A 20,312-nucleotide genomic window follows, 5' to 3' on the forward strand; every position below is an offset into this window, starting at 1 on the left:
TTTGAAGTATGACGAGCATCGAGTATGAGTATAAAGAGGGCAACTATGTACACTCTAATCATCAAACAAGGTAAGCGTATCGATGGATCGATTATCGATATTCTTATCAAGGATGGAAAAATCGAAGCGGCAGGCCCTGAGTTAGCCTGCAACCAGCAAGCTGACAAAATTATTGATCTCCAAGGTAAAACTTATGTCAGCGCCGGATGGATTGATTCACACGCACACTGCTTTGTTGAATCACCTATTTACTTCGATGACCCTGATTTAGCAGGAGCCGCTGGCGGAGTTACCTCACTGGTTGATGCAGGCAGTGTCGGTGCTGATGATATTGATAAATTTTATCAACTGACACAAAAATCGAAAACGAATGTCTTTTCTCTGTTAAATATTTCTCGTATTGGCATCATTGCACAAAATGAATTGTCCGATATGAACAACATCAATGACGCCTGCTTTCAAGACGCTATCGAGCGCCACCAAGGCTTTGTGGTCGGAATGAAAGCCCGCATGAGTAAAAGCGTTGTGGGCGAAAATGGTATTGCACCACTGGTTAAAGCCAAAAAGATGCAGAAAAAATACCATCTTCCATTGATGGTGCATATCGGTAATAACCCACCAGACATTGATGAAGTCGCTGATTTACTGACACGCGGCGATATCATCACTCACTGCTTTAATGGTAAACCCAATAAAATTTTAGGCGAAGATGGCTACCTAAAGCCCTCAATTGCTCGCGCCCTCGCACGCGGAGTCATATTAGATGTTGGCCATGGTGGTGAGAGCTTTAGCTTTAAAGTTGCCGAACAAGCCATGCGCATCGGCACTTATCCTGACATTATCAGTTCTGATATTTACCACCGCAACCGCGTTAATGGCCCTGTTTATAGCCTCGCTTTTGTAATGACCAAATTCCTGTGTATGGGCTTTAGTGCGGAACAAGTGCTTCGCTGCGTTACCGAAAAAGCCGCTAATTTCTTATCATTACCCGCGAAAGGCTATTTAAGGCCGGGCTTTGACGCCGACATTACCCTTTTTGACCTTAAAGAAGAGCAAACCGAGCTCACGGATGCAGAAGGCGAACACCGTATAGGCACTCACCGCTTCGTTCCATTGGCTGCTATCGTCGGTGGAAAACACATTATTCATGCACAAGGTGAATCAGAACATGCAATCGATTTATGATAAATATCAGTTAAAACACGTTATTAATGCCTCTGGCCGCATGACAATTCTGGGAGTTTCAACGCCAACTCCGGAAGTTGTTGAACGCGTTGCTTATGGGCTAAATAATTACTTTGAAATTAAAGACTTAGTTAATAAAACTGGCGAATATATTGCAAATTTATTGAATGTAGAAGCCGCTGTAGTGGTTTCTTGTGCTTCCGCTGGGATAGCTCAAGCCGTTGCCGCTGTTATTGTGCAAGATGATGATGATTTACTGCTTAATTTGCATTCATCCGACAAAGTGGTTCCTCGCGAAATTATTTTACCTAAAGGCCATAACGTTAATTTTGGTGCCCCTGTCGACACAATGGTGAGCTTAGGTGGCGGTAAAGTGGTCGAAGCGGGCTTTGCTAATGAGTGCAATGCCGCCCAGTTAGCTGCAAAAATCACCCCCAATACCGCTGCTATTTTGTACATCAAATCGCATCATACTGTACAAAAAAGCATGTTAACCGTGGAACAAGCCGCCAAAGTGGCTCATGACCACCAGCTACCACTGATCGTTGATGCTGCCGCTGAAGAAGAGCTCACAGCTTACTACCAAGCAGGTGGCGATATTGTGATTTACAGTGGCGCAAAAGCGATTGAAGGCCCAACAAGTGGTCTAGTTATTGGTAAAAAACAATATGTTGAGTGGGTAAAACGCCAAAGCCAAGGTATTGGCCGTGCGATGAAAGTGGGTAAGGAAGGCATTCTTGGTCTGACACTCGCCATCGAACAATATCTCACCGCTACCAAAGAAACAGGGGCAGAGATGGTCAGCCGCATGGCTAAATTCATCAGTGACTTAAATGCGATTAAAGGTATCTCTGCTCAAGTCGTCTGGGATGGCGCTGGACGTGATATTGCTCGTACTGAAATTAGCTTTGATGAAAAAGCGATAGGCAAAACCACTTACCAAATCATGGCTGAACTCAAACAAGGCGATACCGCGATTTACTTCCGTGAATACAAAGCCAACGAAGGAAAAGTGGAAGCTGACATTCGCAGTGTTAGCACTGAACAACTTGATGTTATTTCTCAGAATATTCGTTTGTTAGTAGAAGGAATTTAAAATGAAATTGTCACCAAATTTTTATCGTGACCGCGTCTGTTTAAACGTATTGGCAGGCAGCCATCAGAATGCAAAAGATATCTACGCTGCAGCAGAAACCTTTGTCGTCGTCGGTGTTTTATCTAAAAATTACACTGACTTAGAAAGCGCGATTGCTGATATGCGTATTTATGCCCAAGAAACCGATAATGCATTATCGGTTGGCCTTGGCGCTGGCGATCCAAATCAATCAACGATGGTGTCTTTAATTTCAAAAGAAGTTCAACCACAGCATGTTAACCAAGTATTTACTGGCGCACCGATTAGCCGTGCATTATTAGGCCAAAACGAAACCTTCGTTAACGCATTGATTTCACCAACAGGTACCGTTGGTATGGTTAAAATTTCCACAGGCCCGCTAAGTTCTCAAGCGCCAGATGGCATTGTACCGATTGAAACCGCCATCATGATGCTAAAAGACATGGGTGCCGACTCTGTTAAGTTCTTTAATATGGAAGGGTTAAAATATATTGAAGAATATAGAGCCATTGCCAAAGCTTGTGCTGAATTTGATTTTTCTTTAGAGCCTACAGGCGGCATTGATTTAGATAACTTTGCAGAAATTTTGCAGATAGCCCTTGATGCAGGTGTGAAGAAAATCATTCCTCATATTTATAGTTCAATCATTGATAAAGATACGGGCAATACGCGCCCTGAAGATGTGCGTCAGTTATTGCAGATGGTTAAGCAAGCGGTTAACTGATGGGTAGTAAGTAGTATATAAGAAAATAAATATAAGCGAGAAATAAGTATAAATAAGCAGTACAGAATCTGTCATCATGACAAAACAACAAGTTGCCCCGCTCATTATCATATGTAGCGGGGTTTTTTATTGTGCATCAATGACCTATCATTCTTGCATTTGGAATAATATGAAACCAATAATTATCGGGTACTGGGCTATCCCAAATGCCAAAATACATAGCAATCCCAATAACGATAAATAAAATTGCCAAGGTTAAAATAGCCATCATCCTACCCGATAACCGAAATTGATGTTTTTTTGCTGGCAATTGCAATGAAAAATCCAGCGTTGATGCAACAGGGCAAGACTCAACGCAAGTCATACACCCGGTACATTCAAGCGTTCTTACCTGAATTAATTTATCAACAGGGATGCGGGATGGGCAGTTTTTGGCACATTTTCCACAATCAATGCAGCTTTCCACATTTCGCCGAATTTTAAACGGTGAAAATAACGAAAACAGCCCTAGCAATGCACCATAAGGACACAAATAGCGGCACCAAGCATTACGAATAAACAAGCTGACCACCACTAAAACCGCAACACTGACCAACGCAAACAAGCTAATATAGCGAAAGAAATCGAGCATTTTAACATCAATGATGATCCCATAAGGTGACATCATAAAGTATTGGATCATCTGCGCTGGCATGGATAGCGCAATGTAGAGAAAGAAGGCTAACAATAAATATTTTAAGCTTTTTAAGGGAATATCTAGCCATTTAGGTAAACTGATTTGTTTTTGATAACCAAACAGTTTTTGGCCTATTTTTCCCGTATATTCCGATATAGTGCCTATCGGGCACATCCATGAACAAAATGCTTTTTTGAGCAGTAAGCTAATCAATATAAAAGAAACAAGCAGAAACATTGAAGCCGCATGAATTGGCGGAAAATTCCCCGTTTCCAAGGTATATTTTAAATTCATTAACCCCGCGATCGGCAGCCACCCCTCAATTCCACCAGGGCGAGGAAGGTGAACTGTTGCCCCTCCAGTTTCGTAGTAACGCACCCAAAAATAGAAAGTGATGCCAATATAAATATTGATCGCCAATAGCGTTAACTGTACAAATTTACGCCATGTTGATGCATTACGCCAATCATTCCAAGGAAGCTTACCCCCTGTAGTACCCGGGCGACGTTGATACCTTACACGTGGTTTTTCTTTCATGTCCGCACATCTCTTTAACATGCATTATAAATACCACTATTGTATTTACATATTTACAGAGCGCATTGATTTGCATCAGAGGGTTGTGATGTTGATGGTTTGATGCAAGAAAAACCAGAAAAGAAGAGTTTTTATATAAAACTAAAAATTATGATTTTTTCTAAATAGTTAGTGCTGTAACAAGGCAGCGAAGTGAAGACAGCGCGGGGAGCATACAAAAGTATGTGACTAGGGTTGACGAGTGACGCCAACACCGGACAGCTTAAAGCCTTATAAACTCAGATTTTTTCTAAATAGTTAGTGCTGTAACAAGGCAGCGAAGTGAAGACAGCACGGGGAGCATACAAAAGTATGTGACCCGTGTGGCTGAATGAAGCTAACGCAGTGACTGCGCTAAATATGACGAAAAAATGGGAGTTGGCCGATAAGCCGGGTTCTGTCATGGACAACCATTCATCTAGGCCAGCACTTGCGCACTGGCTCCAGCAACCTACCCGAGTTCAATGCGGGCCGCACCATATGAACCCCTATTTGGTCTTGCTCCGGGTGGAGTTTACCGTGCCACGAACTGTTGCCAGTCGCGCGGTGCGCTCTTACCGCACCCTTTCACCCTTACCTGATCCTGTAAACAGGCCATCGGCGGTTTGCTCTCTGTTGCACTAGTCGTAGGCTCGCGCCTCCCAGACGTTATCTGGCACCCTGCCCTATGGAGCCCGGACTTTCCTCCCCTCTACCCGTCTCCCGAAGGGACTACGATAAAGCAGCGGTTGTCTGGCCAACTCCGCGGCGAATTATAGGCACTTTGCTGAGTCTTGTACAGACTCTAACGACTTTCATTTACCACTTATATAAATGAACTCGTCTATTTGCTCAAGAATCATTCACCAACTTGATTATCAAGCATCAATTTATACAGCATATTTTTCTTGAGGCCATAAATTTCAGCCGTGATCGCTGCCGCTTTTTTAGGAGGTAATTCTTTTTGTAATAAATTTAATGTTCTCACCACTTCAGGGGAAACTGCGGAGTCATCCGCGAGCTTTTTGTACCCTTCGACAATCAACACCATTTCACCACGGTGACGATTTTCATCTTCTTTTACCCAAGCGAGTAACTCTCCCACAGGGCGGCCTTCAATAGACTCCCACGTTTTCGTGATTTCACGCGCTAAAACAACATGGCGCTCTGGCCCCCAGACTTCCACCATATCTGCTAAACTGTCTAACAAACGGTGGGTTGATTCATAGAAAATCAGCGTGCGGGTTTCTTGTTCGAGTGATTGCAATACATCTTTACGGCCTTTCGTTTTAGCCGGTAAAAAACCTTCATAACAAAAACGGTCTGAAGGTAGACCCGCGGCGGATAACGCAGTGATAGCAGCACAAGGCCCCGGTAAAGGTACAACACGAATACCCGCTTCACGACAACGATTGACGAGATGATAACCCGGATCATTAATTAAAGGTGTACCCGCATCGGAGACTAATGCGATACTATCACCTTGTTGAAGTCGACTAATTAATTGATCTGCCTTTTGCTGTTCATTATGATCATGCAGAGCAAACAACCGTGCATTTATCGCAAAATTCTGTAATAGAATGCCTGAATGCCGAGTGTCCTCTGCAGCAATAAGGTCAACATGTTTAAGAACATCCAACGCGCGTTGCGTGATATCCCTCAAATTACCAATTGGGGTAGGAACGATATACAGCGTGGATGCCATAACCACAGCTTGATTAGGTTGGTTCATTGTTTCATCCGAATAGCCGGTTTAAAATTAAGCAATTGAAAAATACACCATTGGATACAGTATGCGTCCTTCAATTTTTTTGCATTTGAAAAAAGGGTTAATCTGCACAGCAATGCTGTCCACATTTGCTCTGTCTGGGTGCCAAATTGTCTCGGAATATTTTCCGTCAACCCAAAAAACACCTGAGCAAAGCACATCTGATGATGCTAGCCGTTACCAAGCAATCATTGATGCAGCACAAGGTAAGCCTTCAATGGAGGCGATACGCGCCTACATTAGCCAAGAACCTTTATTAAAAACAGCCGCTGAACGCCAAGCTAATATTGATGGGTTATGGCAGATGTTAACACAGTTAACGCCAGAACAAATTCATGGAATTAGTACCGATGAAAATATTCTCCAAGGCTGGGTCGATCTTTTAGATATTTATCAAAATAACCGAGATGACACAGATGCCTTACTTGCTGGCTACAACGATTGGAAAATGCGTTACTCAAATAACCCTGGAGCGACGACAACACCAACCCTTTTACTGCAAGCGATGATACCTCAAGTGGGTAAAAATCCTAAGATTGCTTTATTTTTACCCATGAGTGGGCAAGGACAAGTATTCGGCCAAGCGATTATGCAAGGCTTTATGGATGCGCAAAAAGGTCTGCCTCAAGGGTCCCCCTCTCAAGCAACTATAGCTCCCCCAAGTAGTGGAAATGATGTCCTCGACCAAATTTATGAACAAGTTGCGGCAACAACAGGTAATGCCCCTACTGCTAGTGATAGCGATATAGTGGCATCCACTTTACGTATCGATGCAGCCCCTGTGAATACCCAAAGCGTCAAGGTGTTTGATACCACTAATAAACAAATGCCTGCGCTTATTGAACAAGCAAAAAATGAAGGTTTTAATCTGATTGTTGGGCCATTATTAAAAAGTGACGTTCAAGTTATTACCCAAATGGGCGCACCTGTTAGTGTACTCGCACTCAATGAACTCGATGCAAACCAATTACAGCCTCGACCAAATCTTTGCTACTTTTCATTATCACCAGAAGATGAAGCGCAGAATGCGGCCGCTTATATGAGAGCTGAAGGCAAACAAATGCCATTGGTGTTAGTTCCCGCTAATGCTTTCGGCGATAGGATAGCCAAAGCCTTTGCTCAAGGGTGGCAAGAAAAAGGGGGGGGAACCGTTTTAATGCAAACCTTTGGGTCCATCCCTTCATTAAAAGAGTCAATTAATCGTGGTGCTGGCATCCGTATGACAGGAACACCAGTGAATACCGGAGCGCAATCGATAGATTCACAATATGTCGATTCAACCGGTGCGATTGACGGTGTTTATATTGTTGCCACTCGTGATGAGCTCACCTTGATCAAGCCAATGATTGAAATGGCAATTAGTTCTCGTTCTCGCCCTGCACTTTATGCAAGCTCTCGCAGTAACCAAGCAGGGTCTGGCGCAGACTACCGCTTTGAAATGGATGGCGTTAAATTTAGCGAAATCCCTTTACTCGCAGGTGCAAACAATAACTTGCGTAAACAAGCCCAACAAAAGCTGAACAATGATTACTCTTTATTCCGCTTATATGCCATGGGTATTGACGCATGGTCTTTAGCCAACAATTACGACAAGCTGCAACAATCAGGGCAATTTCGTATTAATGGTGCGTCAGGAACCTTGAGTACCACACCAAACTGTGTGGTGTTCCGAGAATTACCTTGGTTGCAATTTAAACAAGGTAAAGTGGTTTCCGCGCAATAATATCGCTCAATACTTCATCTTTTTTCAGACAAGGACGTCATGAAAATTATGCCAAAAGCCATACAATGGTTAACAGGCCGGTACTATGAAAATCAAGTGCTCGCTTTCCTGAAACAGCAGGGACTAACATTTATCGAACGTAATGCAAGAAACCGAGGCGGAGAAATTGACCTCATTATGCGAGATAATACAGGTTGGGTATTTGTTGAAGTTCGTTTTCGCAAAAATTGTGATTACGGAGATGCACTTTTATCAGTAAACTGGCGCAAACGTCGAAAGCTATTAGCTGCTGCCAAATTTTGGCTCTCACAAAGGCAAGAAAGTTTTGAAACCAGCGCATGCCGTTTTGATATCTGCGCCATCACGGGAAACCAATTTGACTGGATACAAAATGCATTTAATGAAAATGATGTTTATTAACCAATGATATAGTCTGCTTTATATACTGATCATGCAGTCAACAAAGCTATAATTCAAATATAATAGCAACACAAAAATGATTTGAATTATATCGAGGCGACAAAGGAAAAACTCGTGCTAGACCGAATAAAAGTTTGTTTCACTGAAAGCATCCAAACTCAAATAGCAGCGGCTGAAGCGCTGCCTGATGCCATATCAAGAGCCGCAATGATGATGGTTCAATCTTTACTCAATGGCAACAAAATTTTATGTTGTGGTAACGGTGCTTCCGCCGCTACCGCACAACGTTTTGCTGCGAGTATGATCCATCGCTTTGAAACTGAGCGCCCTAGCTTACCCGCCTTAGCGCTTAATACCGATAATGCCGTGCTAACTGCGATTTCGGGTAGTAAGCAACCATCTGAAATTTATGCGAAACAAGTTAGAGCATTAGGCCAACATGGTGATGTTTTGATGGCAATTTCAACCCATGGTAATAGTAGTGATATTATTAAGGCCGTTGAAGCTGCGGTGACAAGGGACATGACAATTGTCGCCTTAACAGGTTATGACGGAGGGGAACTCGCAGGCTTACTAGGCCCTCAAGATGTTGAAATCCGTATTCCATCCCAACGAAGTGTTCGAATTCAAGAAGTTCATCTTCTTACTGTAAATTGTCTGTGTGACCTTATAGACAATACTCTTTTCCCACATCAGGACGATTAAGGAGACAAAATGCGATTAATACCGATTTTTGCCATAGTCATCAGTACTGTTTTATTACAAGGCTGTATTGGGGCTGCAGTCGTAGGTTCTGCTGCTGTTGCAACGAAAAGTGCCACAGATCCTCGCAGCGTTGGCCAGCAAGTTGACGATGGAACCTTAGAAGCTCGAGTTAGTGGGCAGCTAAATAAAGATAAGGACATCACAGGTAAGGCTCGTATCATTGCGACCGCTTATAAAGGTAATGTCCTGTTAACTGGCCAAAGCCCTGATATGGCTTGGGCTGAACGAGCAAAACAAATAGCCTCTAACGTTGATGGCACCATCGCAGTCTATAATGAAGTTCGTAGCGGTGAGCCTGTTGATTTGGGTACAGCTTCAAAGGACACGTGGTTAACAACCAAAGTGAAATCGAAAATCCTTGCTAGTGATAGTGTTAAATCTGGTAGTGTAAAAGTTATTACTGAAAACGGTGAGGTTTTCTTGCTAGGTGTTTTAACAAGGCAAGAAGGTGATGCAGCGGCAAAAATTGCCAGTGAAACAGACGGTGTTCGTCGAGTTACGACCGCTTTCACTTATCTTAATTAATCATAAACAATAATATATTGTTATAAAAACAAAAGCCGTGGGTTAAAAACCATGGCTTTTTTCTTATTCATCCATTAATTGGTTTATTTTCAGATAATTCTTACCTCCTAATAAGTGCATTTGATTCAAGATCCAAGCCTGCCTTTTGAGAACATAAGAAGATGGGCTTTTCACGCTATATCTATGAGGATTAGGCAAAACTGCAGCTAATAGCGCTGCTTCATTCATTGAAAGCTTGCTGGCTGGCTTATTAAAGAATTTATTTGCAGCCTCTTCCACACCAAAAACACCATCTCCAAACTCAACTATATTAAGATAAACTGTCAATACTCTTTGCTTTGACCATAAGAGCTCCATAATAGGAGTCATTACTGTCTCTAACCCCTTTCTTAACCAGCTTCTTCCATCCCATAACCATAAGTTTTTCACTGTTTGCTGAGAGATCGTTGAAGCCCCTCTAATTGTTTGTTTATTACTCAAGTTGTGTTTGTAAGCACGCTCTATTGCATCAAGGTCAAAACCCCAGTGATGAGGAAAATTTTGATCTTCCGCAGCAATTACTGCTAAATAAATATACGGAGAAATGTGATTTTCATCTACCCATTCAGAATGAGATACATAAGAAAAATTTAAGTTTATCCATGCAGTGATTTGTCGTTCAATCATTACCGCAGAAAAAGGCACTGGTATGTATTTAAATAAAACGACTGAACAAATCCACACCACAAGTAATGAAAATGTGATCTTCTTTAACCAGTGCCATAATTTAGAAACAATAGTTCGCATTCAAATAATCACGCCATTTCCAATACTTTCTTAACAAGCTTATTAATACCCGTATTTGCTTCAGAAATTGATTGAGCCAGCATATAAGCAGGTGTTGTAACAACTCGGTTAACTTCATCAATTACAATATCATCAACAGCACATTTAATATGTTTCCCACCCATAAGTTCTATTTGAGCAATCGTTTCACTATCATCACCAATAGTTAGTACTACTGATGTATTTAACATTTTAGGAAGCATCACAGGAGCAATACACATCAGCCCTAGTGGCTTTTTTTGTTGGTGCATTTGGCGTACTAAACTTAATAGTTCTTTATTAATTTCACACTCACTTCCTTTAACTGCGAAATCACATAAATTTTTTGCCACACCAAAACCACCAGGAATTATGAGGGCATCCAGCTTTGAAGCATCAGCTGAGGATAAAGGCGATATTTTTCCACGTGTAATGCGTGCAGACTCCTCCATTTGGTTACGTTTTTCTGATTTTAACTCACCATTAATATGATTAATAACAGTTGGTTGAAAGTCATCAGGCGCAAAAAAATGAACTTCAGCATTATATTGACTCAAAGCTAGCATAGTTAATACTGACTCATGGATCTCACTTCCATCAAAAACACCACAGCCACTTAAAATAACCGCAATTGATTTCATATCTTCCTCCATTTGTAGTAAATTATCTCTCAGGCGCTAAGGTGCACAAACATCAATCTTCATCACAGATTTTAATGAATCTTGTAACAGATTCGCTAAATTTTGGTATCTTGATGTTGCCCTTTACAGTGATATACCTAATTTAATGATTTGCAAAATACAAAAAACATATGCAAATCAATGATTTCCCTGGTGTTGGCGCAGTATTCGCGCACCCCAACTTCGGTTGGGGTTATTTTTTTGTACGCTGATCAACCCAGTTTCTCAAAGTTTCTATATCTGCTTTCCAATCCTGTTTTAACTCATCCACCCATTCCTGTACATTGTCCCACCATGCTGGTAAATCAGGAGATTGAATCTGTTGTGCGATTTTCTGTAAGTTCTTTAAGCCAACAGAGCCTGCCGCTCCTTTGATTTTATGGGCTTCCTCCACAATGCCTTTTTGGTCTTTAGCCACCATGTTCGAATCAAGAATAGCTAAGTAACCTGGAAGCATTTTTTCAAAGACATCTAGCCCGTCATAAATAAGCTTAGGGCCAACCAATTCAATATACTGCTCTAGCATATCGCAATCTAATTTTGATTCATCAACACTTGAAGCCTCATGTTTACTCGGTGCTTCTTCTGATCGAGCGGATTGCTCCCCCCAAAATTGCTCAATAATCTGGGTCAGTGCTGGAACTGATAATGGCTTACTCAATACACCATCCATACCTGCATCAAAGTATTCTTTTTTGTCTTTCAGAACATTTGCAGTTAATGCAATTAATGGTGGTAAATCTTGCTTATCGTACTGCTGTTTGAGTTGTCTAGAAATATCAAGGCCTGTCATATCAGGTAATTGGATATCCAATAACACTAAATCATATTCACCAGGAGCAAACATCTCCAGGGCATCTTTACCATTCATTGCCACATCAACGGTATTGCCTAAATTTTCTAGTACAGAACAAGCAACAACGACATTCAGTTCGATATCTTCTACGAGTAAAATATGTAATGCAGGCAATGGGTAATCGTCTTCACTTTCTTGCTGTTCAATAACGTCACTTTCAACCACAGGCGCTGTAATGGATAAAGTAAAAGTAGAGCCTTGCCCTATTTCACTTTCAACTTGAATATCGCCGCCCATATTTTGTGCTAAACGACGAGATACAGAAAGCCCAATCCCCGTTCCAGTAGCCGGTTTACCGCCAGCAGAATCTGTTACCTGGTAATACATTGCAAAGATTTTATCTAGCTCATCCCTCGGGATACCTATGCCACTATCCTGAACCCTAAAAAACAATTTATTTTCAGCGTCTTGCCAAATACTAAGCTTCACTTCACCTTTTTGTGTGAACTTAACTGCGTTACCAATTAAATTCCAGAGTATTTGCCGTAAACGAGTCCCATCGGTTAAAACTGTTTTTGGTAATGCAGGAGCGACATCCATGACAAATTTAAGCCCTTTCGGCTGCACTAATAACCCACTCAAATTCTCTAAATCATTCACAAATTCAGATAATGTGATTGGTTGGTTATCTAACTGAACCTTACGACGCTCAATTTTATCCATCTCAATAATATCATTGAATATATTACCCAACGTGACAGCGCTTACATGAATCGTTTTTAAATAGCTAGATTGTTCCGAAGTTAAATCTGTGTCTAATAAAATTCGGCTTAAGCCGACAATGCCGTTAAGGGGTGTACGAAGCTCGTGGCTGATTGTAGAAATAAAGGTGGTTTTCTCCCTGCTCGCGTTCTCTAACGCCTCCTGATAGCGTTTACGCTCCGTTATATCGCGCCCAAAGCCCATCAAGCCATGTCGTTTGCCAACCCGGTCATAAAAAGGCACTTTACGGAGTTCAAAACAAGCTTTACGGCCGTCTGGATATACCAACCATTGTTCATAAGTAAGAGAAACATTATGACGAAAAACTTTTTCATCGGTTTCCATAACCTTAGAGGCAATTTCAACATCATAAATATCTAACGGAGTTAACCCAACTAAGTGTTTTTCACTTTTTCCAGTCAACAGTTCCATTGCTCGGTTACAACCTGAAAACTCATTATTTTCGTTGCGGTAATAAACCAAGTCAGGTGAGGCATCAAGAAATGAACGAAGTAAAACAGATTGCTGTTCAAGTTCAATTTGTGTTTGCTCACGATATTTCATTTCTTGCTTTAGTTGTTCAAGGAGTTCTAAATGAGCACGCTCAGCTTTTTCTCGCTCTTGAATTTCAAGGTTAAGCTGTTCAATATTTCCCTGTAATTGAGTATTTAAATCAGCATCACGCTTTCTCATAACTTCAAGTTTATCAACCATTCGCGATAAACGCTGCCGAGATTCCTCAAGTTGCTCAACCACCACTGACAAAAAATAAACGGCTAACGGAGTGATGATTAACCCAAAGAAAATTGACCCGACCATATCGAGGCTATCAACATGCCCTCTTAAAAAAATTGTCACTGCCATTTGCATTATCATGGCGAGAACAACCAGTGCCGATGCGAGTAATAGGGAAAAACGCACTAACCCGAGCTTCATCATTAAATCGACATAGTATTGCGCAAGGCCGCGAAGTACTTTCATAACCACCCCTTAGTTAAATTCTCTTTGAATCATATATCAAACAAGGCTGTTTCGGATGATTATTCACTCGAAATGTCGATCCGGCTCATTCAATAGCCATTTTTTACTATTAATGATAAAAAACAATCAGGTATTTTCTTTGTGTTAGCTAAAGTAAAAATTTACCTTGGATAGTTTTTAATCATAATTACATAAAAATCAAAATAATAACGCTATTGTTCCTTAGGCAAGATCGCTAAAATCAAAGAAAAAGCCCCTGCTATCTCAAGTAAAATCAGACAAAATTCAGTAAGGAATGCCATGAATTCAAATATTTTCGGTTCCCAACGTCGCGAGCCGCCCAAAAAAGCGCTGGCAATCCGCAAAATAGCGTTTACTGAAATCTATGCACCCGATAATGCCGTTGATGTACAACAGCAAGCGAGCCGCTGTCTATCTTGTGGTAGCCCGTTTTGTGAATGGAAATGCCCACTACATAATCCAATATCAAAGTGGCTCAGTCTTGCTGCTGAAGGGAAAATTATCGAAGCTGCTGAATTATCTCATCATACCAACAGTTTACCTGAAATTTGTGGACGCGTTTGCCCACAAGAAAAACTGTGCGAATTAGCATGTGTACTTAATGATACAACCGGTTCTATCACTATCGGTCATATTGAACGGTATATTAATGATACGGCTTTTGCGATGGGGTGGCGCCCAAACCTTTCCCATATTAACCCCATTAACAAACGTGTCGCCATTGTTGGCGCAGGCCCGGCGGGTCTTTCTTGCGCAGATGTGCTTATTCGAAATGGTGTAAATGTTGTCGTTTTTGATAAACACCCTGAAATAGGGGGGCTACTAACATTTGGTATTCCGTCATTTAAGCTAGAAAAGGAACTGATGGTTCAACGACGGGAAATATTTACAGAAATGGGCATTCAATTTCAATTAAATACCGACGTAGGTACAGATGTCTCTCTAGATGAGCTCATTTGCGATTATGACGCCATTTTTCTTGGTACTGGCACATACCAGGCTATTCGTGGCAACTTACCTGAAAAATCGATCCACGGCGTTTTTGAAGCACTTCCCTATCTAATCGCAAATACGCGCCATTTAATGCAACTTCCCATCTCTAAAGACGAACCCTATGTTAATTTACACTCAAAAAGAGTTATCGTGTTAGGAGGTGGAGATACTGCGATGGATTGTGTACGTACCGCTATTCGTCAAGGCGCAAAGCAGGTTAGCTGTCTTTACCGTAGAGATGAACAAAGTATGCCAGCCTCACAAAAAGAAGTCGCCCATGCGTTAGAAGAAGGCACTCAGTTCCATTTTAATATGCAAGTCACTGAATTTGTCGTTAATGAGCAGCAACAACTAATAGGTGTTTATACCACTCGCACACAAAATGCCGAATTAGAAAATGGTCGTTATCAAGTAGAACTTGTTGAAGATTCGACCTTTTTTATCGAAACCGACACCATAATTGTCGCTTATGGATTTGCTCCTCATAACCAAAGTTGGTTAGAAAAACCGTTAATTAAGCGTGATAAGTATGGTCATATTTTAGCAAATCGTAATAGCCGATTTCCTTTTCAAACTTCTCATGAAAAAGTATTTGCCGGAGGGGACATAATCAGAGGCTCAGATCTTGTTGTGACTGCTGTTGCTGATGGGCGCAATGCTGCCGAAGGTATTTTATTATTTCTAGAAGTTTAATTTCTCATTGATATAAAAAAACAGAGGGTTTTGCCCTCTGTTGATTAATATGCTGTTAACCTGACTAATGGATTATTTGACAACCCTTAATGAAGGCCGACCTTTTGGTGGTCGTGGTGGCTCATCCCCCGATGGCTCATGTGAATTTTCATCCACAGATTCAGCTTCATGAACTAAAGTAATGTTGTCTTCAAGCTCTTCAACTTGTTCAAAACCCGCTGATAACTCTGCATCATACGCAGCTTCAGGCTCGAACATCATTCCAGCCCCATTTTCACGTGCATACACCGCCATAATTGCGGCCATTGGGACATAAACTTGGCGAGGTATTCCACCAAAGCGAGCATTAAAACGCACTTCTTCATTGGTTATTTCAAAATTCCCAACAGCTCTTGGCGCAACATTCAATACAATTTGCCCATCACGAGCAAATTCCATAGGAACGTTAACAGCAGGAACGGTGACATCAACCACCAAATGCGGAGTCATATCGTTATCGAGCAACCACTCATAGTGCGCACGTAACAAATAAGGGCGACGTGGTGACATTGCTGTCATTTCCATCATTCTTTTAGCCTCTTGTAGACAAACGCATTTCGCGCTCAGATTCAGTCAACGATGCTAAAAATGCGTCACGTGCAAATACACGTTGCATATACAACTGCAAGTATTTGCTACTAGATGGGTTCAATTCAATACCCAGTACAGGTAAACGCCATAGTAACGGTGCTAAATAGCAATCTACAAGACTAAATTCTTCGCTCATGAAGAATTCCATTTCAGCAAAAACAGGTGAAACCGCGATCAGCTCTTCAGATAGTTGACGGCGGGCATTTGCTGCCTCTTGCGCACTACCGTTCTCTATTTTGCTCATTAATGAATACCAATCGCTTTGAATACGGTGCATCAATTGACGACTCGTCCCACGTGCAACTGGGTAAACAGGCATTAATGGTGGATGAGGAAAACGCTCATCAAGATATTCCATGATAATGTGTGGGTCATAGAGAGTCAGGTCACGATCGACTAATGTTGGAACACTCTGGTATGGGTTGAGATCGATCAGATCTTGAGGCAGATGACCGGGTTCGACATGTTCAATTTCAACACTTACCCCTTTTTCAGCCAGAACAATCCGTACCTGATGGCTAAAAATGTCAGTAGGGCCAGAGAACAATGTCATTACCGAGCGTTTATTAGGAGCGACAGCCATTAAAACCTCCAAAATACAAAATGGACGAAATGTAATTAATTTTTAATTACCCATTACCCATTTTAAAATCCCCTGTGTTTAACTTTCATTTATCCATATTGGAAGTCAACACAACCCTCCCGCACAGTAAAGGCGAGAAATGCGAAATAAAAAAACAGGGGCGTATTCTAACAGATTTTGTACAACTTAGGGGGGCTGCATCGAAAAAACCATAGATTTATTTCATTTTAAAGATTAAAAGCCCAAAGTTTTAGATTTTTAACAATGCAAAATTTAAAAATAAAGAATAAAATCCCTTAAGTTAACTCCAAGGTTTGAGTTGCATTCAATTAAAAAGATCCCAGTACTGCTCACTAATGATTATTTTAAACTAAATTGTTATTTTTCTCTTTAGTTTATATTCGTTCTTTTATAAAGCGTCATAATTAGACACTGTTATCTATCATTAATAATAAAAATGTAAGTAAAACAATAGGCAATAAAAAACCCGCCATTAAGACGGGTTTTTTCATCAATTTTATACCCAAAGGGTAATAAATTAACGTTTGGAGAACTGTGGACGACGACGTGCTTTGCGCAGACCCACTTTTTTACGTTCAACAGAACGCGCATCACGGGTAACGAAACCAGCTTTACGCAGATCAGAACGAAGAGTCTCATCATAAGCCATCAGTGCACGTGTAATACCGTGACGGATTGCGCCTGCCTGACCTGAAATACCGCCACCTTTAACAGTGATGTACAGATCCAGTTTTTCCAACATTTCAACCAATTCTAACGGCTGACGAACTACCATGCGCGCAGTTTCGCGACCAAAGTATTGTTCCAGTGTACGTTGATTGATTGTGATGTTACCGCTACCCGGCTTAATAAAGACACGAGCAGATGAGCTTTTGCGGCGACCAGTGCCGTAGTATTGATTTTCAGCCATTGCTATAATCCCGATTAAATGTCAAGAACTTGCGGTTGTTGAGCCGCGTGGTTGTGCTCATTACCTGCGTAAACTTTCAGTTTACGGTACATTGCACGACCCAGAGGTCCTTTTGGCAACATGCCTTTAACCGCGATTTCAAGCACACGCTCAGGACTGCGAGCAATCATTTCTTCGAAAGTTGCTTGCTTGATTCCACCTACATGGCCAGTATGGCGATAGTAGATTTTGTCTTCGCGTTTATTGCCGGTAACAGCAATTTTTTCTGCATTCAGAACGATGATGTAATCACCAGTATCCACGTGCGGAGTATATTCCGCTTTATGCTTACCGCGCAGACGGCTAGCAATTTCAGTTGCAAGACGGCCTAAAGTTTTGCCATCTGCATCAACAACGTACCAGTCGCGTTTTACGGTCTCTGGTTTAGCTGTAAAAGTTTTCATTAAAACTTACCCAATATTGAAGTTACACGTTGGTGAACACTCATGTTCATAAGCTTTCTGAGGTTCACACGACTCTTTGTCCAGTAAACCTACCCCTTCGAGCAGCCTAACTGGCATTAATGCGTTATTTTTTGGGAAATAAAAAACAACGCTGTAACGTGGGGTCGCAAGATTATAGAGAAGTCAGAAACAAAAATCGACCCCAAATGCATTTTTTTTACGTTTGCTCAAATAAACATCGCATCTTGTGTTTAAATTATGCGATTTAGGCGATTTGTTCGCTAACAACTCAGCTTTATCACTAACCTTAAGTTAAATGCGGTATTTTCAAGTACTCTTCACTTTGCATTTCTTGCAATCGAGATAAGCAACGTTGATATTCGAATGCTAACAATTGCCCCTGATACAACGATTCCATTGGTACTTCAGCATTAATCACTAATTTAACTTTTCGTTCGTAAAACTCATCAATTAACGCTAAAAAACGACGTGCTGGATTTTCGTCTTTTGTTCCCATCACAGGTACATTGTACAACAACACTGTGTGGTAGCAATTTGACAAATAAATATAGTCATTTTGGCTACGAGGCTCTTCACACAATACTTTAAATTCTACCGCTAGCACCCCTTCCGCAGAACGAATCGCTTGCATTTTACGATGATTAACCTCTAAAACTGGATATTCATCCCCTTGCTTACCAGCCAATTTAACAAAAACCTCATCTAAATGCTGACGATTTTGAGCGTTAATCGGGGATAAAAAAAGATGCGCTTGCGTTAAAGTTCTTAAACGGTAATCAATACCTGCATCGACATTCATCACATCGCAGTATTTTTTAATTTGCTCAATAGCAGGTAAAAAACGTGCTCGTTGCAAGCCATTTCGATAGAGATTATCAGGGATGATATTTGAAGTAGCGACAAGCGTGATGCCTCGAGCAAAGAGCCCTTCGAGTAAAGTGCCAAGGATCATAGCATCTGTAATATCTGACACAAAAAATTCATCAAAACACAAGACATCTGTTTGTTTTTTAAACTCATCTGCAATGATATCTAGCGGGTTTTCTTGCCCCTGTAATGCCATTAAATCCTCTTGCACTTTTTTCATAAACCGATGAAAGTGCAAACGCAGTTTACGCGTTCCTGGCAAGCTTTCGTAAAACATGTCCATTAGCCACGTCTTTCCACGCCCCACCCCGCCCCACATATACAACCCTTGGACAGGCGCTACAGATACTACGGGTGTTTTGCCTAAAAGACGGCTAAACCGTTGTTTTAAGCCAGATGGTTTATCTTGTGAAGTGAGAGTAGCGGCATTAACAAGCTGCTGATAAATTTTATCTAAGCGTTCTACAGCGAGCTTTTGTACGTCATCTGGCTGGTAATTGCCATCCGCCAGCGCTTGTTGATAACGCATTGTAGGGGTCATCGGTGACATTAACTGAATAATCCTTAAAAAATTTTCGGTTTTTTTACCGTTATTTGATATACACTGCCTTTATTATAACCAGATTCAGTTATCATTTAACTTTCGGTTAACGAATCGCTATAGAGTAAGGAAATTCGAGTTAAGATTCTACTCTAAAGTTGCTACGATTTAATTCGAGACTTGCCGGTTTTATCATCATTTAATCGCCCAATTTACAATATGTTGGGATACTTTACTTGACGTCTACATGCAACTTGAATTATTTAAGGTATAGTAACGGTAACGACGCATAATTTCTGCAGACATTGAATCTGTGAACATTGAAGTAATGAAGGAGTCAGCATGACCTGGGAGTATGCATTAATAGGATTGATTGTTGGTTTTATCATCGGTGCATTAGTTGTGCGCTACGGTAATCCGAAACTTCGCCAACAAAAAACAGCACAAGCTGAATTAGACAAAAAAAGTACTGAACTGGAAGAATACCGCAAAGAACTGGTCAGTCATTTTGCCCGCAGCGCAGAATTATTAGATAAAATGGCGCGTGATTACCGTCAGCTTTATCAACACATGGCACAAAGTTCATCTGAATTAATGCCTGACATGCCGGCACAAGATAACCCATTTAACTATCGTTTAACCGAATCTGAAGCCGATAACGATCAAGCGCCAGTTAAAATGCCACCAAGAGATTACTCAGATGGTGCATCGGGTCTTTTCCGGCCTATTGAAGAGAAAGAAAAGTAAGTTTTTATTTTTTATCACCAGTAAGCTCCACTTACTGGTGATTTCCTACCAAATGCACTAAATTTAGTCGCTTTCCGTGTATCTTTCATGATTAAATTTTTATTTAATAATTCTGAACAAGATTTCCATCCAAATATAATTTAATAATTTATTTACCTACTGTATAGAAGTTATGGTTTCACTTAAGTTGCATGTAAATAGATGTAAAAGAGTGGATATTCGCTACCCGGAAGGGGAACTTTTGCGCATAATCGGTAGTCATAGTCATCAGTAAAATTGAATCTGATACCAACCAATATTATCTCAACGCATTGTGTTTCTTCTAAAATTGTATTCACAATGAGTTGATAATTTATTCTTGAGA

At 41.0% G+C, this 20,312-nt stretch carries 19 protein-coding genes and 1 other RNA gene; 9 read left to right on the forward strand and 11 right to left on the reverse strand.

Annotation, left to right across the window (positions count from 1 at the left end):
* The first annotated feature begins 45 nt into the window (after nt 1-45).
* Genes PSE60_RS00995 through dagF form a run of 3 tightly spaced genes read left to right on the forward strand, consistent with a single transcriptional unit; the run spans nt 46 to nt 3,023 of the window.
* Nucleotides 46-1,185 (forward strand): amidohydrolase/deacetylase family metallohydrolase, encoded by a 1,140-nt coding sequence (locus PSE60_RS00995; RefSeq protein WP_272664335.1) that lies wholly within the window; start codon nt 46-48, stop codon nt 1,183-1,185.
* On the forward strand, nt 1,169-2,281 hold the full coding sequence (locus tag PSE60_RS01000; protein WP_272664336.1) for a DgaE family pyridoxal phosphate-dependent ammonia lyase: 1,113 nt from the start codon (nt 1,169-1,171) through the stop codon (nt 2,279-2,281). The genes PSE60_RS00995 and PSE60_RS01000 overlap by 17 nt, the downstream gene beginning before the upstream one ends.
* Nucleotide 2,282: 1 nt before the next feature.
* Nucleotides 2,283-3,023 carry a 2-dehydro-3-deoxy-phosphogluconate aldolase gene (gene dagF / locus PSE60_RS01005; protein WP_272664337.1) on the forward strand — a complete coding sequence of 247 codons (741 nt, stop codon included), beginning with the start codon at nt 2,283-2,285 and terminating at the stop codon, nt 3,021-3,023.
* A gap of 136 nt (nt 3,024-3,159) precedes the next feature.
* Here the strand turns inward: dagF and PSE60_RS01010 are convergent, their stop codons facing one another.
* From PSE60_RS01010 to rsmI, 3 genes are all read right to left on the reverse strand, one after another.
* Nucleotides 3,160-4,236, reverse strand: coding sequence for a 4Fe-4S binding protein (locus PSE60_RS01010; protein ID WP_272664338.1), 1,077 nt, complete (start codon nt 4,234-4,236; stop codon nt 3,160-3,162).
* Between the two features lie 409 nt (nt 4,237-4,645).
* Nucleotides 4,646-5,019, reverse strand: an RNA gene (gene rnpB, locus PSE60_RS01015) — RNase P RNA component class A.
* A gap of 94 nt (nt 5,020-5,113) precedes the next feature.
* Nucleotides 5,114-5,986, reverse strand: coding sequence for a 16S rRNA (cytidine(1402)-2'-O)-methyltransferase (gene rsmI, locus PSE60_RS01020; protein WP_272664339.1), 873 nt, complete (start codon nt 5,984-5,986; stop codon nt 5,114-5,116).
* Nucleotides 5,987-6,047: 61 nt separating this feature from the next.
* Here rsmI and PSE60_RS01025 point away from each other — a divergent pair, with 61 nt between their 5' ends.
* The 4 genes from PSE60_RS01025 (at nt 6,048) to dolP (ending at nt 9,455) form a co-directional block, all read left to right on the forward strand.
* Nucleotides 6,048-7,745 (forward strand): penicillin-binding protein activator, encoded by a 1,698-nt coding sequence (locus PSE60_RS01025; RefSeq protein WP_272664340.1) that lies wholly within the window; start codon nt 6,048-6,050, stop codon nt 7,743-7,745.
* A 39-nt stretch (nt 7,746-7,784) separates the two neighbouring features.
* Nucleotides 7,785-8,165: a YraN family protein gene (locus PSE60_RS01030; RefSeq protein WP_210835900.1), complete on the forward strand. Its 381-nt coding sequence runs from the start codon at nt 7,785-7,787 to the stop codon at nt 8,163-8,165.
* A 114-nt stretch (nt 8,166-8,279) separates the two neighbouring features.
* Nucleotides 8,280-8,870 (forward strand): DnaA initiator-associating protein DiaA, encoded by a 591-nt coding sequence (gene diaA / locus PSE60_RS01035; protein ID WP_004908326.1) that lies wholly within the window; start codon nt 8,280-8,282, stop codon nt 8,868-8,870.
* A gap of 9 nt (nt 8,871-8,879) precedes the next feature.
* Complete coding sequence (gene dolP / locus PSE60_RS01040; RefSeq protein WP_210835901.1) at nt 8,880-9,455, forward strand: division/outer membrane stress-associated lipid-binding lipoprotein; 576 nt, start codon at nt 8,880-8,882, stop codon at nt 9,453-9,455.
* A gap of 63 nt (nt 9,456-9,518) precedes the next feature.
* Here the strand turns inward: dolP and mtgA are convergent, their stop codons facing one another.
* The 3 genes from mtgA to arcB form a co-directional block, all read right to left on the reverse strand.
* The gene (gene mtgA / locus PSE60_RS01045; protein WP_272664341.1) at nt 9,519-10,241 is read right to left on the reverse strand and encodes a monofunctional biosynthetic peptidoglycan transglycosylase; all 723 of its coding nucleotides are present in this window, start codon (nt 10,239-10,241) and stop codon (nt 9,519-9,521) included.
* A gap of 8 nt (nt 10,242-10,249) precedes the next feature.
* Nucleotides 10,250-10,900 carry an isoprenoid biosynthesis glyoxalase ElbB gene (gene elbB / locus PSE60_RS01050; RefSeq protein ID WP_210835905.1) on the reverse strand — a complete coding sequence of 217 codons (651 nt, stop codon included), beginning with the start codon at nt 10,898-10,900 and terminating at the stop codon, nt 10,250-10,252.
* Between the two features lie 232 nt (nt 10,901-11,132).
* Nucleotides 11,133-13,478, reverse strand: coding sequence for an aerobic respiration two-component sensor histidine kinase ArcB (arcB, locus tag PSE60_RS01055; RefSeq protein WP_210835907.1), 2,346 nt, complete (start codon nt 13,476-13,478; stop codon nt 11,133-11,135).
* A 300-nt stretch (nt 13,479-13,778) separates the two neighbouring features.
* Between arcB and PSE60_RS01060 the strand changes: the two genes are divergently transcribed.
* Nucleotides 13,779-15,185 (forward strand): FAD-dependent oxidoreductase, encoded by a 1,407-nt coding sequence (locus PSE60_RS01060; RefSeq protein WP_272664342.1) that lies wholly within the window; start codon nt 13,779-13,781, stop codon nt 15,183-15,185.
* Between the two features lie 72 nt (nt 15,186-15,257).
* Here the strand turns inward: PSE60_RS01060 and sspB are convergent, their stop codons facing one another.
* The 5 genes from sspB to zapE all read right to left on the reverse strand — a co-directional run bounded on the left by sspB (nt 15,258) and on the right by zapE (nt 19,210).
* Nucleotides 15,258-15,749, reverse strand: coding sequence for a ClpXP protease specificity-enhancing factor (gene sspB, locus PSE60_RS01065; RefSeq protein WP_210835917.1), 492 nt, complete (start codon nt 15,747-15,749; stop codon nt 15,258-15,260).
* 7 nt (nt 15,750-15,756) lie between these two features.
* Nucleotides 15,757-16,398, reverse strand: coding sequence for a stringent starvation protein SspA (sspA, locus tag PSE60_RS01070; protein ID WP_004908304.1), 642 nt, complete (start codon nt 16,396-16,398; stop codon nt 15,757-15,759).
* Nucleotides 16,399-16,936: 538 nt separating this feature from the next.
* Complete coding sequence (gene rpsI, locus PSE60_RS01075) at nt 16,937-17,329, reverse strand: 30S ribosomal protein S9 (protein WP_004258235.1); 393 nt, start codon at nt 17,327-17,329, stop codon at nt 16,937-16,939.
* 14 nt (nt 17,330-17,343) lie between these two features.
* Nucleotides 17,344-17,772, reverse strand: coding sequence for a 50S ribosomal protein L13 (rplM, locus tag PSE60_RS01080; RefSeq protein WP_004258237.1), 429 nt, complete (start codon nt 17,770-17,772; stop codon nt 17,344-17,346).
* A gap of 307 nt (nt 17,773-18,079) precedes the next feature.
* Nucleotides 18,080-19,210 carry a cell division protein ZapE gene (gene zapE / locus PSE60_RS01085; protein WP_272664343.1) on the reverse strand — a complete coding sequence of 377 codons (1,131 nt, stop codon included), beginning with the start codon at nt 19,208-19,210 and terminating at the stop codon, nt 18,080-18,082.
* 333 nt (nt 19,211-19,543) lie between these two features.
* On the opposite strand from zapE, the gene zapG reads away from it, so the two are divergent.
* Nucleotides 19,544-19,948 carry a Z-ring associated protein ZapG gene (gene zapG / locus PSE60_RS01090; protein WP_004908297.1) on the forward strand — a complete coding sequence of 135 codons (405 nt, stop codon included), beginning with the start codon at nt 19,544-19,546 and terminating at the stop codon, nt 19,946-19,948.
* Nucleotides 19,949-20,312 lie beyond the last annotated feature (364 nt).

Source organism: Providencia sp. PROV174, assembly GCF_028480685.1.
GTDB classification, from domain to species: Bacteria; Pseudomonadota; Gammaproteobacteria; order Enterobacterales; family Enterobacteriaceae; genus Providencia; species Providencia rettgeri.